The sequence below is a fragment of the Streptomyces botrytidirepellens genome (assembly GCF_003721215.1).
Classification (GTDB): Bacteria; Actinomycetota; Actinomycetes; order Streptomycetales; family Streptomycetaceae; genus Streptomyces; species Streptomyces himastatinicus.
Genome location: NZ_RIBZ01000788.1, coordinates 1 through 12,481, shown reverse-complemented (window position 1 = coordinate 12,481; position 12,481 = coordinate 1). Strand labels below are relative to the sequence as shown.

Here is a 12,481-nt window from a genome sequence, read left to right as displayed (position 1 = left end):
CCGCGGGCCCGCTCCCCCGCCGCGCGCAGGGCGTGCACCTCGGCGTGCGGGCCGCCGGCGCGCTGGTGCCAGCCCTCGCCGACCGGCTGCCCCTCGGCGTCGAGGATGACGCAGCCGACGACGGGGTTGGGGCTGGTGTGGCCGAGACCGCGGGCGGCGAGCGCGACGGCGCGGCGCATGGCGCGGTCTTCGGCCGCTGCGGTTGCCGCTGCTTCGGCTGCGGGGGCCACCGGGTCCTCCTGCCTCTTCGGGCACGGACTCCGGGGCTGTCGGAACGACATGGAACGGGAACGCCGCCGCCGGGGCGCCGGGATCGCTGTGCACGGCCCGCGCAGGAAACGCGGTCGCCACGAAGACGGCGCACCGGTGATGTCGCTACCGCCGCGCACTGCCTCCCATCCGGACTTTCACCGTCGGTCCAGGAATTTCACCTGGTCAACCGGCCGCTGGCGGCGGACGGGTCGCGGACTGTAACCGCCGGTTCGGATTTTCACCGACCCCGGAGTGCGCTGACGTCACTGGTACGGGTTCAGTGTGCCACGGCAATCAGCGCAGGTGGGAGACGGGGCCGGTGTGGGCTGGCTCACCCACCCGGCCCCGGGCCTCATCTCCGCGCGGCGCCGGGCCTCATCCCTGCGCGATGCTGTCGAGCTGTTCGACCGCGGGGCGCAGCGCCCACAGGTCGCCGCCGGACGGGGCCTGGAGCTTGGGCAGGGCCGCGCGGGCCCGGCGGTCGCCCGCGTCGGCCGCCGCGTGCACGATGTCGCTCGCGGCGTACGCCTTGAACTCCAGATCGGGGTACGGCCATGGCGTCGCCCCGGTGGCGGCGGGCAGCAGGAAGTCGACGGCCTTGAAGAGGTTCGAGCCGGTGGGGCCGGTGTAGTGCCACAGGTCGACGCCGACGTGCCGCCCGATGGCCGCCATCCGGGTGTAGGCGACGAGGTTGAACGTGGAGTAGTGGAAGCTGCGGGTGCGGGCGAGTTCCTGGGGCTGGCTGCCGTCGGCCGCGATCTGGGTGTCGATGCGCTTGGTCCGGGCCTCGCGCAGCACCGTGCGGGCGAGGCCGCGGTCGCCCACGGCGGTGGCGATGGCGGCGATCTGCATGTCGGAGAAGGTGCCGTGGTTGTTGCCGGCGGCGCTCTCCTCCTTGCCGAAGTCGCTGTTCACCAGCCAGTCCAGGAACTGCTTGTTCCAGGTGCGGAAGCCCGCGTGGTCGCCCTTGGTCCAGCCCGGGGCGCCGGTGTCGAGGATGGCGGCGGCGTCCAGGAGGCTGGTGAAGCCCTGGGAGAAGTCGATGATGCCGATGGAGCGGCCGTCGTACATGCACGGGATGAACTGGGCGTGGTTCAGGCTGGGGTTCATCCGGGTCGCCGGGGTGACGAACCAGGTGCGCAGGATGTCGGCGGCGTGCTCGGCGTAGCCGCGCTTGCCGGTGTAGTACCAGGCGAGGGACAGCTCGTAGGCGGATTCGAAGACCTTCCCGACCTCGGGACGGTCCGTCATCTTGTCCACATCGGGGTTGCGTTGGCCATCCTTCTGAACGTACGGGCAGCCATACGGATTGTCGTCGGTCTTGGGCTTGCTCGGCCACCAGTAGGGGGCCTGGCTGAAGTAGTCGTGCTTGTCACCGCTGGGTGGCACCTGGTCCTTGTCGGTGACGGTCCACGGCCCCTGGGTCATCCACTGGTCGGCCTGGGTGGTCAGATCGCGCAGGGTCCGCTTCAGCGCTCGGTCTCCGAGCTGGAGTTTCACCTTGGTCAGGGCCAGTCGGGGGCCGTCGAGGACCACCGTGTCCGGCACCCGGCCGGGCCATCGGCCGCGCTCGGCGCCGTGGGCGGACGGCGTCGCCAGGGCGGCCAGGAGGAGGAGCAGGGCGGCGAGAGCGACGATCGCGCGGGTGGGTCTCCCGCGCTCCGCTGGAGTCGCAACCATCGGGCACTCCAATCAGATATCTGAACCGAATTCAGAATCGAGATTGGAGGTCAGATTAAGGATGGATCATGACCACGACAAGAGATCGCGCCGAAATAGCCTTGAGCCGACCCCCGGAGCATGCGCAGAGTACGCACATGAGCAGCGACGAGCAGCGGTACGAAGCCGCCCATGAGTGACGTACGGCGCGCCCGCCTGGCCGTCGCCACGGTGTTCGCCGTCCACGGCGCGGTCACCGGCAACTTCGCCACCCGTATCCCCTGGGTGCAGGAGCAGTTGGGCATCAGCGCCGGACAACTCGGGATCGCCCTCGCCTTCCCCGCCATCGGCGCCTCCTGCGCGATGCCGCTGGCCGGGGCGGTCAGCCACCGCTTCGGCGCCCGCGCCGCGCTGCGCGGGCTGATCGCCCTGTGGTGTCTGGCCCTGGTCCTGCCCCCGCTCGCCCCCGGCCCGGTGTGGCTGTGCGGGGCGCTCTTCGTGTACGGGGCGACCGCCGGGATGGCCGACGTCGCCATGAACGCCCTCGGCGTGGAGATCGAGGAACGGCTCGGCCGGTCGATCATGTCCGGGCTGCACGGCATGTGGAGCGCGGGAGCGCTGCTCGGCTCGGCGGCGGGCACGGTCGCCGCCCACGCGGACACCGACGCCCGGGTGCACCTCGGGATCGCCGCCGCCGTGCTCACGCTGCTGGGCACCGTCGCCTGCCGGTGGGTCCTCGACCTGCGCAGCGCCCCCGAGGAGCACCCGCCGCCGCGCTTCGCCCTGCCGCCCCGGTCCGCGCTGGTCATCGGCGCGGTGGGGTTCTGCGCGGTCTTCGCCGAGGGCGCGAGCCTGGACTGGTCGGCGGTCTATCTGCGCGAGGTGCTGGACTCCTCCCCCGGTGTCGCCGCCGCCTGTACCACGGCCTTCTCCTGCATGATGGCCGCGGCCCGGTTCGCCGGTGACGCGGTGGTGGGCCGCATCGGTCCGGTGCGGACCGTACGCGCGAGCGGCGTGCTGGCCACGCTCGGCGGCGTGCTCGTGGTCACCGCCGTGGGCCCGGCGCAGGCGATCGCCGGATTCGGCCTCATCGGCCTGGGCATCGCCGTCGTCGTCCCCCTCGCCTTCGCCGCCGCCGGGCGCAGCGGCCCGGCCCCGAGCCAGGCGATCGCGGGCGTCGCGACGATCACGTACACCTCGGGTCTGATCGCCCCGGCGGCCATCGGCTCGATCGCCGACATGACCTCGCTGACCGCCTCGTTCGGCCTGGTCACGGCGCTGGCGCTGGGGCTGGTGGTCGGGGCCGGGGTGCTGCGCCGGGCCGCCTCGGCGACCCCGGACACCGCCGCCGAGCCCGGCCGGGCGGACCGGGCCCCCGACACGACGGCCTCCTAGTCGTTCACGCCTAGCGGGTCACGAATGTCGTGGTCGTGAAGGAGGTCTTGTCCCGGGAGCCGGTGCCATCGGTGATCCACCAGTGGGTGGGCTGCTCGCCGTAGGTGCCGAACAGGGTGCCGGATCCCCAGTTCAGGATCAGTTCGTCCTTGTCGTCGCCGTCGAAGTCGGCGGCGCCCGCGGGCCGGGCGTGCCGCCACTTCGCGGGCGTCTTCTCGCCGTCCGCCTTCGCGGGCCCCTGCCGCGTGACCCGGGTGCGCTTGTCGCCGTCGATGAGGGTGGCCCCCTCGTACGTGGCGACCAGGACGCCGTCGCGGCCGTCGCCGTCCGGGTCGGCGGCCGCGAACCCGCCGGGCCCGTAGTCGGTGCTCGCACCCTTGGGCGCCTCCGGCAGCCGGTGCGTGACGGGTGCGCCGCCGCTGCCGGGGTACAGGGCCAGCGATCCGCCGACGTCCGGCGGCTCGGTCTCGTTGCCCGGTTCGTCGTTGCGGGAGCCGTCGTCCCCGATGGCCACGTCGCGCTGCCCGTCGCCGTCGAAGTCGCCGAAGGCGTGGGCGTTCCCCGCACGCAGCTTCCTGCCCTCGGCGGACAGGCCGCTGCCGCGGCGGGCCGGGTGGAGGGTGTTGCCGGACTGCTCGCCGTCGCTGATGGCATGGACCAGCAGGGAGGTCGGGCGGGTATTGCCGGACGGGTCGATGTCGTCCGCGACCAGGTCCCCGTCCGTCCACGGCAGGGAGGTGTCGGTGCGCTTCGCCTCGCCGGAGCGGGTGAACGGGCCGTACAGCACCACCGCGGAGGAGTGGTTCTGGGCGAGCCCCGCGAGGTCGTGGTGGCCGTCGCCGTCGAAATCGCCGCGCACCACCGAGGTCACGCCCAGCTTGGACGCGCTCTCCGGCAGCCGCACCGGGGTCGCCCCGGCACCCTTGCGCGGCCCGTCGGGTCCGCCCCAGGTGACGTACGGGCCGGACCGCGAAGAGATGATGTTCCGGTCCTCCACTTCCTTCCCCACCGCCACGGTCGCGACGACGTCCGAAAACCCGTCGCCGTCCAGGTCGGCGGTGGTCACGTCCTTCTCGGCGACGGACTCGGCTTCTCCGGGGCCCGGCGGGGGGTTCGTCGGCGGGGCGGGCAGGCCCAGGTCGCGGCGACCGAGGACGGTGTGCGTCGCGGGGTCGAGTCCCTTCGCCGAACCGTAGATCACCGCGACCCGCTCGTCACGGCCGGCCTGCGCCGGATCGCCCGGGGCCGCGGCGGGCACCACGAGGTCGCGGTGGCCGTCCCCGTTGAGGTCGTCCGGGTCCTTCGACCCCGTTCCCCGGCCCGGTGCCCGGCTCTCGGCGGGAGCGCTGGGCTGCCCCGTGTGCTCCTTGGAGGAGGACGGTTCGCCGCCGCCGTCCGGGCCGCATCCGGTGAGCGGCGCGAGGGCCAGGCAGAGAGCGCCGACGACGAGAGCGCGGGAGGTGGATCGAGATGCCATGCGCGTGACCCTCACACCCCTTATGGCGCCAACTCCAGGGCGGCGGCGAGACTGTTGCCCAGTTGTCGATCAACTGTGCGGTTGTGGGGGCGGTCGAGAGCCGAGCGGCGCGTTTTCGGCCAACTAACATTGCTCCGATCCCCCTGTCGACGGAAACCGAAGTGGAGCAGTCATGGGCCTCGGCGTGCGCTGGACCCTGCACGGCGACGGGCGCACCCCCGCCCCCGGAGCCGTCGTCCGGCCGGATGAACGGCTGTCGTGGCCGAGGACGGCGGGCCTCGGCGCGCAGCATGTCGTGGCGATGTTCGGCGCCAGCTTCGTCGCCCCCGTATTGATGGGCCTCGACCCCAACCTCGCGATCATGATGTCCGGGGTCGCGACCATGCTGTTCCTGCTGGCCACCCGCGGCCGGGTGCCCAGCTATCTGGGGTGCAGCCTGTCGTTCGTCGGGGTGGCCGCGGTGATCCGGGCGCAGGGCGGCGGCAGCGCCGCCGTCACCGGGGCGATCCTGGTCGTGGGCGGCGCGCTGCTGCTGAGCGGGCTCGCGGTACGGCGGTTCGGGGCGCGCATCATCCACGCGGCGATGCCGCCCGTGGTGACCGGTGCGGTGGTCATGCTGATCGGCTTCAACCTCGCGCCTGTGACCGCCTCGACGTACTGGCCCGCCGACCAGTGGACCGCGCTGCTGACCATGCTGGTCACCGGGGCGGCCGTGGTCTGTCTGCGCGGCTTCTGGTCGCGCATCGCGATCTTCCTCGGGCTGCTCTTCGGCTACGCGATCTCCTGGGTCTTCGACCGCGCCTTCGGCACGATCCACTCGATCGGTGGCAGCGGCAAGGTCACCGACCACTGGCGGCTGGACCTGTCCGGCGTCGCCAAGGCCGACTGGGTCGGGCTGCCGTCCCTGCACGCGCCCGAGTTCCACTGGTCGGCGATCCTGGTCGCGCTGCCGGTCGTCATCGCGCTGATCGCCGAGAACGCCGGGCACGTGAAGGCCGTCGGCGAGATGATCGGCGACCCGCTGGACGACCAGCTCGGCACGGCGATCGCGGCGGACGGCGCCGCGACCGTGCTGTCCACCGCGGTCGGCGGCCCGGCCACCACCACGTACTCCGAGAACATCGGCGTCATGGCCGCCACCCGCGTCTACTCCACCGCCGCCTACTGGGCCGCGGCCGGATTCGCCCTCCTCTTCGGCCTGTGCCCGAAGTTCGGCGCGGTCGTGGCGGCGGTGCCGGGTGGAGTGCTGGGCGGCATCACGGTGATCCTGTACGGCATGATCGGGCTGCTCGGTGCGCAGATCTGGGTGCACAACGACGTGGACCTCCGGAACCCGCTCAACCTGGTGCCGGTCGCGGCGGGCGTGGTCATCGGCGTCGGGGGCGTGAACCTGAAGATCAGCGACAACTTCGAGCTGAGCGGGATCGCGCTCGGGACGATCGTGGTGATCGTCGGCTATCACGCGCTGCGGGCGCTGGCGCCAGAACACCTGAAGCCGTCGCGGGAACCGCTGCTGGACGCGGGGACGAGCACGTACGACGACGACACCCGCGCGTCGTAGGGCCTGTCCCCGGCCCCGCCCCCTCCCGAACCGGGGACACCCCGGGCCCCGGCGCGGGTGCTGCGCGGTTACTCGCCCGCAGAGCCCCGCCGGGCCCCGCAGACCCGGCGCAGAACGGCACGGGGCAGCGCCTACGACGACGGCGCGTCGTAGGCCCTGTCCCCAGCCCCGCCCCTCCCCGAAACCGGGGACACCCCGGACCCCGGCACCATTGCGCGCCACGCGGACGCCCTCGTAGGGCGGCTGCGGGGGCCCAGATTCCGTCCGGGAAGCGCCCCCGACACCACGGGCTGACCCGATACGACCGTGCCGACGGACGGCACCCGGCGCGGTGCCATGGCCGCCGGACGCTCATCCCGAGCCGCGCACGCGACAGCTCCGCCACGGGGCAGCGCGGACGGAGCTCGGATCACGGCCCCAACCGGGGCCCGCCGTCTTCTCGACGCGGCCGGGACACCACCCAGCCCGGGGCACGGGGTGCCCCCGGTTTCGGGAAGGGGCGGGGTGGGGGATCCAGCCCTGGGGCTCAGCCGCTGGGAGGTGGCCGCTGGCGCGGCGGGCTGCCGCTGCCCTGAGACGACTTTAGGGACACCCGAACACACCGCCCGGCGGGGCGGAGACGGCGCCCCGGCGCCGGTGCCCAAAACGGCGGCTGGGGCGCTGGGCGGGGCGCTCCGTGCCGGGCGGGGGCCGGGGTGTCCCCGAGTTCGGGAAGCGGCGGGGTGGGGGATCAGGCCCCCCGGGTCAGCCGCTGGGGGTCAGGTCCTGGAGGCCCACCACCCGCAGCAGTTCCAGGCGCTCGGCCGACTCCGTGCCCGGGGCCGCCGTGTGGACGATCAGGCGCTGGGCGTGTTCCGCGCTCAGCAGGACCTCGCAGTCCAGCTCCAGCTCCCCCACCACCGGATGTACGAACCGCTTGACGGTCGAGCGGCGCACCGCGACCTCGTGCGTCTCCCACAGCGCCGCGAACTCCGGGCTGGCCGCGCGCAGTTCGGCGACCAGGGCCGCCGGGCCCGGGTCGTCGGGGCGGGCGGCGACCACGGCGCGGAGGCTGGCCACGTGAATGCGGGCGTGCTCCTTCATGTCCTCGGTCGGGAAGAGCCCGGAGCCGGAGTCCTGCGGCGGCCGGAGGAAGAAGCTCCGGACGATGTTGCGGTCGCCCGGCGGGCGGGCGCAGATGTCGCCGACCAGGGCGGCCGCCATCGCGTTCTGCGCCAGCACATCGCCCCAGTCGGTGATCACCTGCGCCGGGGTGTCGTACAGCCGGTCCAGGACCCGCAGCAGCCCGGGGCGTACGTGCCCCGACGTGGTGCGGTCGCGCGGCGGTTCCTCCCCGACCAGGTGGAAGAGGTGGTCGCGTTCGTCGTCGGTGAGCCGGAGCGCACGCGCGAGCGCGGTCAGCATGTGGCGGGACGGGCGCGGGCCGCGGGCCTGTTCCAGCCGGGTGTAGTAGTCCGGGGACATGCCGGTGAGCTGGGCGACCTCCTCCCGGCGCAGCCCGGGCGTGCGCCGCCGCGGGCCGGGGGTCAGCCCGACGTCGGCGGGGCCGAGGCGGGCGCGGCAGCGGCGCAGGAAGTCCGCGAGTTCCGTACGGTGCACGGCTCCATCGTCGCGCCGCGGCCGTTCCGTATCCAGGGTCTGCCGATCCCTGGATAGGGAGGTCTCTCCCGTCGCTCCACCGCCCGGCGCAGGCTGACCACCAAGCGATCAGGAGCGAAGGATGGATGATCCAATGCCGTTGATTCTGGTGACGGGTGTGACGGGACGCGTGGGGCAGCGGTTCACGAAGCGGCTGCTGGAGGGGGCCCGGTCCGGTACCGAGGTACGGGTGCTGGTCCGCGACGAGGAGCGGGGCGCGCCGTTCGCGGCGCTCGGCGCGCAGGTCGCGGTGGGTGATCTGCGCGAGGAGAAGGACCTGCGGAAGGCCATGGACGGGGCGCACGCCGTGGTCAACATCGCGGCGGCGTTCCGCGGGGTGCCGGACGAGGAGGCGTGGGCGGTCAACCGGGACGCAGCGGTGGCGCTGGGACGGGCCGCGGTGGAGGCGGGCACGAGCCGGTTCGTCCAGGTCAGCACCAATCTCACGTACGGCGCCTCGCGCGGGCGGCCGCTGGTGGAGGACGACGAGAGCGTGCCCGGCGGCGTGCTGTGGGGCGCGTACCCCGCCTCGAAGGCGGAGGCCGAGCGCGAGCTGCTGGCACTGCACCGAAAGCACGGTCTCGACCTGCGGATCGGCAGTCTGGCCTTTGTGTACGGGGACGGCGATCCGCATCTGGCCGAATCGCTCCAGCTGGGCGGTACCTGGGCCGGGAACCAGCGGCTGGCCATGGTCCACCACGCGGATGTGACCCAGGCGCTGCTGCGGCTGCTGCGCGCGCCCGGCGGTACGGCGGGCGGCTCGGTGTCGGGGCGGAAGTACAACATCGTGGACGACGCCCCGGCGACCATGGTCGAGCTGCACCAGATCCTCGGGGCGCCGCTCCCCGAGGGCCTGACCGAGCGGACGGACGGCGACACCTGGTGGGGGTGCACCTCCAACCGGCGGCTGCGCGAGGAGCTGGGCTGGCGTCCGCTGTACCCGACGATGTGGACGGCCTACGACGCGGGCGCGCTGTAACGGTCCGCACCGAACCGTTGCGCCGTCCGGGGGATGTGACGGCACACCAGCTGCCGACCAGGGGCGCGCGCTGCCACGCTGTCCCCATGACGATGCCCGCCCAGCGGCTGGATGCGCCGCGCACCGTGCAGAGCGTCGTGGCGCGCATGAGCGCGCTCGGCGCGGCGCTGCCGCCCGAGGACGGGGTGGCGGTCTTCAACCGGGTGTATCTGTCGGTCACCGAGGAGGTCGGCCGCCGCCTCGGCACCGGCTACTTCCAGGACCCGGCCACCACCGAGGAGTTGGACGTGCGGTTCGCCGCCCGCTATCTGGCGGCGGTCGACGCGGGGGTGGCCGGGCGGCGGCCACCGGCCTGCTGGCGGCCGCTGTTCGAGCTGCGCGGCCACCCCGCCGTCCGTCCGGTGCAGTTCGCGATGGCCGGGATCAACGCCCACATCGGGCATGACCTGGCGCTCGCGCTGGTGGACACCTGTCGGTCCCGGGGCGCGGAACCCGCCGCCCTGGAGGGCGACTTCGACCGGGTCGGGGCGCTGCTGGCCGGGCTGGAGGAGCGGATCCGGGAGGAGCTGATGCCCGGCCCGGATCTGCTGGAAGCGGCCGATCCGCTGACCCATCTGGTCGGCTCGTGGAGCCTGGACAAGGCGCGGGACGCCGCATGGTCGGCGTTCCGCGCCCTGTGGGGACTGCGGGGCCTGCCGGAGCTGGTGGAGGAGTTCGCGGAGCGGATCGACAAGAGCGTGGGGCTCGTCGGGCGCTGTCTGCTCACTCCCCTGCCGTCCGGCGGCTGAGGGCGCTCAGTCCTCGGGGAGTTCGACGGGCGCGATCTCGTCGTACACGTCGCCCGGCCCCGGGTTGCCCGGATCGGTGGCGCCGCCGAAGCGGTGCATCACGCCCCACACCGCGTTGAGCGCGGTCTGTACGGCGCCCTCGGCCCAGCCCGCGGTCCAGGAGATGTCGTCCCCCGCGAGGAAGATGCCGCGCTGATCGGCCGGCAGCCGGTCCTGCATGAAGTGGGTGAACAGCCGCCGCTGGTAGCGGTAGTGGCCGGGCAGGTTGGCCTTGAACGCGCCCATGAAGTACGGCTCGTTCTCCCACGACACCGTGACCGGGCTGCCGATGATGTGCTTGCGGATGTCGACCTTCGGATAGATCTCCGACAGCGACTTCAGCATGACCTCCATCCGCTCGTTCGCGGACAGCGGCAGCCACTTGAGGCTGTCGTCGCACCAGGTGTACGAGAGGCAGATGACGGCGGGCCGGTCCGGGCCGTTGTCCAGGAGGTACGTACCGCGGGTCATCCGGTCGGTGAGCGTCATGCTCATCGTGTCCCGGCCCGTTTCCTCGTCCTTGTCGAGCCAGAACGGCCGGTCGACGGGCACGAAGAGCTTGCTGGACTCCATGTAGTGGGTGCGCTCGATCGCCGTCCAGTGGTCGATCGGGAAGAGCGAGTCATCGCAGTCGATCTTGGAGAGCAGCATCCAGGACTGCGCGGTGAAGACGACCGCCCCGTACGAGCGGATGTCCCCGTTCGCGTCCGTCACCACGATCCGGTCGCCCGCGGCGCGGTGCAGCCGGGTCACGGCCGGGCGCGGCGCGCCGTCGTGGAGGGAGGACAGCGAGGTGCCCTGCGCCCAGTGGACGATCTTCTCGGGCTCGCGCTCCCACAGCCGCAGCGGGAGCTGCTGGCTGCCGCCGACGATGCCGCGGTGGTGGTCGTCGGCCTCGGTGTAGACGACGCGGAGGATCTCCAGGATGGAGTTGGGGAAGTCGGTGTCCCAGCCGCCGGTGCCGAAGCCGACCTGGCCGAAGATCTCCCGGTGGCGGAAGGACGTGAAGGCCGAGGAGTCGCAGAGGAAGCCGTAGAACGTCTGGTTGTCGAGCTTCTCCACGAGCTTCGCCCAGATCTCGCGGATGCGCGGGACGTCGCGTTCGCGGATGGCGCGGTTCATGTCGGAGAAGTCGGCGCCCTCCTCCAGGCAGGCGTTCCAGGCGTCCGCGACCTCCCGGTACACCTGCGGCAGGTCGTCGATGGTGCGGGCGTAGTGGGACTCGCCCTTGAGGTCGACGACGGTGGAGGGGGTGTCCGGGGCCAGCGGGTTGGGGAACGGCTCGGTGGTGAGGCCGACCAGGTCGATGTAGTGCTGGAGCGCGGTGGAGGACGGCGGGAACCGCATCGCGCCCATCTCGGCCGTCAGTTCCCCGTCGCAGCCCTCGAAGCCGACGGTGCGCAGCCGTCCGCCGATCCGGTCGGCCTCGTACACGACGGGCCGCAGGCCCATCTTCATCAGCTCGTACGCGGTCACGATGCCGGACAGCCCGCCGCCGATGACCGCGACCTCGCTGCCGTGCTCGGTCGCCGGTATCTGGCCGAGGCCCGCGGGGTGGGCGAGGAAGTCGTCGTAGGCGTACGGGAAGTCCGGGCCGAACATCGTGACGGGCGGAAGGGTGTCGGTGTGCGCGGACTCGTGCTCGTCATGGACGGCGGTGGGCACCGTGGACGTCATCGGGTACGGACTCCTTGCGGATCGAGCGAGGGTGAGGGGGGAAGGCGGGGGGCGGGGTCTCAGCCGAGGGACCCGTACAGCCCGGGGCGGCGGTCGCGCAGATACGTGTTGATCCGGCGCGAGGTGGCCAGCAGCCGGGGGTCGGCGTCGCCGAGGACGAGTTCCTCGGAGCGCCCGGCCCGGGCGCGCATGGTGCCGTCGGGCCCGGCCAGACAGCTCAGCCCGATGAAGTCGAACTCGCCCTCGGGGCCGCTGCGGTTGACGTACGCGATGTACATCTGGCTCTCGAAGGCCCGCACCGGGACGAGGGATTCCGCGACGAACTGGAAGGGGTGCATCTGCGCGGTCGGCACCAGCAGCAGATCGGTCCCGGCCAGGGCGTGGGCCCGGACGTTCTCCGGGAACTCCACGTCGTAGCAGATCATGATGCCGATCGTCAGCCCGCCGAGCTCGGCCTGGACGACGGGGGTGTCGCCGGGGGTGAACCAGTCGTTCTCGAAGCACCCGAAGAGGTGGGTCTTGCGGTAGTTGGCGAGCGGGGTGCCGTCCGGGCCGACCAGACGGGCGGAGTTGTGGACGGCCTGCCCGGCGCGCTCCGGGTAGCCGTAGAGGACGGCGATGCCGTGCTCGGCGGCGATCTCGGCGACGGCGCGGCCGCTCGGCCCGTCGGCGGGCTCGGCCAGCCGGTGCACACCGTCGCCGATGGCGTAGCCCGTGAGGAACATCTCGGACGTGACCAGCAGCCCGGCCCCGTCCGCGGCGGCGCGCTCGGCGGCGGCGTCGAGGGCCTTGAGGTTACGGGCGGGGTCGCCGGGGTGACCGGAGCTCTGGAGCAGGGCGGTGCGCAGCGGCGGCATGGAGACCTCTGGGGAGACGTGACCGTACGCAGAAAACGGTACGTTGCGCCGAGAACGGCCGACAAGCCGCGATCGTTGCGCTCTCGCCGTGGATCCGTTACGGGTTTTCGGCCCGGTACGGCGATTCGTTGCGCCGGGGCCGGAGCGGCAACAGCCGCT

Annotated in this window: 9 protein-coding genes, 1 pseudogene and 1 riboswitch; of the genes and pseudogenes, 4 read left to right on the top strand and 6 right to left on the bottom strand. The window is 72.7% G+C overall.

Annotated elements, in window-relative coordinates:
• Together EEJ42_RS53455 and EEJ42_RS40280 are read right to left on the bottom strand one after the other, a co-directional pair.
• Positions 1–281 (bottom strand): annotated as a pseudogene (locus EEJ42_RS53455) (hypothetical protein); the annotation flags it as partial.
• A gap of 100 nt (positions 282–381) precedes the next feature.
• A riboswitch (FMN riboswitch) is annotated at positions 382–512 on the bottom strand.
• A 115-nt stretch (positions 513–627) separates the two neighbouring features.
• The gene (locus EEJ42_RS40280; protein WP_184503498.1) at positions 628–1,932 is read right to left on the bottom strand and encodes an alginate lyase family protein; all 1,305 of its coding nucleotides are present in this window, start codon (positions 1,930–1,932) and stop codon (positions 628–630) included.
• A gap of 171 nt (positions 1,933–2,103) precedes the next feature.
• Here EEJ42_RS40280 and EEJ42_RS40275 point away from each other — a divergent pair, with 171 nt between their 5' ends.
• Complete coding sequence (locus EEJ42_RS40275; RefSeq protein WP_123107107.1) at positions 2,104–3,306, top strand: MFS transporter; 1,203 nt, start codon at positions 2,104–2,106, stop codon at positions 3,304–3,306.
• Positions 3,307–3,316: 10 nt separating this feature from the next.
• Here EEJ42_RS40275 and EEJ42_RS40270 read toward each other — a convergent pair whose 3' ends face one another.
• Positions 3,317–4,783, bottom strand: coding sequence for an FG-GAP repeat domain-containing protein (locus EEJ42_RS40270; RefSeq protein WP_123107106.1), 1,467 nt, complete (start codon positions 4,781–4,783; stop codon positions 3,317–3,319).
• Between the two features lie 172 nt (positions 4,784–4,955).
• On the opposite strand from EEJ42_RS40270, the gene EEJ42_RS40265 reads away from it, so the two are divergent.
• Positions 4,956–6,344, top strand: a complete 1,389-nt coding sequence (locus tag EEJ42_RS40265) for a uracil-xanthine permease family protein (protein WP_123107105.1) — start codon at positions 4,956–4,958, stop codon at positions 6,342–6,344.
• A 744-nt stretch (positions 6,345–7,088) separates the two neighbouring features.
• On the opposite strand, the gene EEJ42_RS40260 is transcribed toward EEJ42_RS40265, so the two are convergent.
• Positions 7,089–7,943: a helix-turn-helix transcriptional regulator gene (locus tag EEJ42_RS40260; protein ID WP_123107104.1), complete on the bottom strand. Its 855-nt coding sequence runs from the start codon at positions 7,941–7,943 to the stop codon at positions 7,089–7,091.
• A gap of 133 nt (positions 7,944–8,076) precedes the next feature.
• Between EEJ42_RS40260 and EEJ42_RS40255 the strand changes: the two genes are divergently transcribed.
• Entirely contained in the window at positions 8,077–8,961 is an 885-nt protein-coding gene (locus tag EEJ42_RS40255) for an NAD-dependent epimerase/dehydratase family protein (protein WP_123107103.1), read from the top strand.
• Positions 8,962–9,047: 86 nt separating this feature from the next.
• The gene (locus tag EEJ42_RS40250; RefSeq protein WP_184503497.1) at positions 9,048–9,749 is read left to right on the top strand and encodes a DUF5995 family protein; all 702 of its coding nucleotides are present in this window, start codon (positions 9,048–9,050) and stop codon (positions 9,747–9,749) included.
• Positions 9,750–9,755: 6 nt separating this feature from the next.
• Here EEJ42_RS40250 and EEJ42_RS40245 read toward each other — a convergent pair whose 3' ends face one another.
• Both EEJ42_RS40245 and EEJ42_RS40240 read right to left on the bottom strand, forming a co-directional pair.
• Positions 9,756–11,465: a flavin monoamine oxidase family protein gene (locus EEJ42_RS40245; protein ID WP_123107101.1), complete on the bottom strand. Its 1,710-nt coding sequence runs from the start codon at positions 11,463–11,465 to the stop codon at positions 9,756–9,758.
• Positions 11,466–11,524: 59 nt separating this feature from the next.
• Entirely contained in the window at positions 11,525–12,322 is a 798-nt protein-coding gene (locus EEJ42_RS40240) for a carbon-nitrogen hydrolase family protein (RefSeq protein ID WP_123107100.1), read from the bottom strand.
• Between the last annotated feature and the right edge of the window lie 159 nt (positions 12,323–12,481).

What these genes read in the sequence shown, in the direction of transcription:
- EEJ42_RS40280 (WP_184503498.1), bottom strand. Translation starts at nt 1,932, where the DNA reads ATGGTTGCGACTCCAGCGGAGCGCGGGAGACCCACCCGCGCGATCGTC.
- EEJ42_RS40275 (WP_123107107.1), top strand. Translation starts at nt 2,104, where the DNA reads ATGAGTGACGTACGGCGCGCCCGCCTGGCCGTCGCCACGGTGTTCGCC.
- EEJ42_RS40270 (WP_123107106.1), bottom strand. Translation starts at nt 4,783, where the DNA reads ATGGCATCTCGATCCACCTCCCGCGCTCTCGTCGTCGGCGCTCTCTGC.
- EEJ42_RS40265 (WP_123107105.1), top strand. Translation starts at nt 4,956, where the DNA reads ATGGGCCTCGGCGTGCGCTGGACCCTGCACGGCGACGGGCGCACCCCC.
- EEJ42_RS40255 (WP_123107103.1), top strand. Translation starts at nt 8,077, where the DNA reads ATGCCGTTGATTCTGGTGACGGGTGTGACGGGACGCGTGGGGCAGCGG.
- EEJ42_RS40250 (WP_184503497.1), top strand. Translation starts at nt 9,048, where the DNA reads ATGACGATGCCCGCCCAGCGGCTGGATGCGCCGCGCACCGTGCAGAGC.
- EEJ42_RS40245 (WP_123107101.1), bottom strand. Translation starts at nt 11,465, where the DNA reads ATGACGTCCACGGTGCCCACCGCCGTCCATGACGAGCACGAGTCCGCG.
- EEJ42_RS40240 (WP_123107100.1), bottom strand. Translation starts at nt 12,322, where the DNA reads ATGCCGCCGCTGCGCACCGCCCTGCTCCAGAGCTCCGGTCACCCCGGC.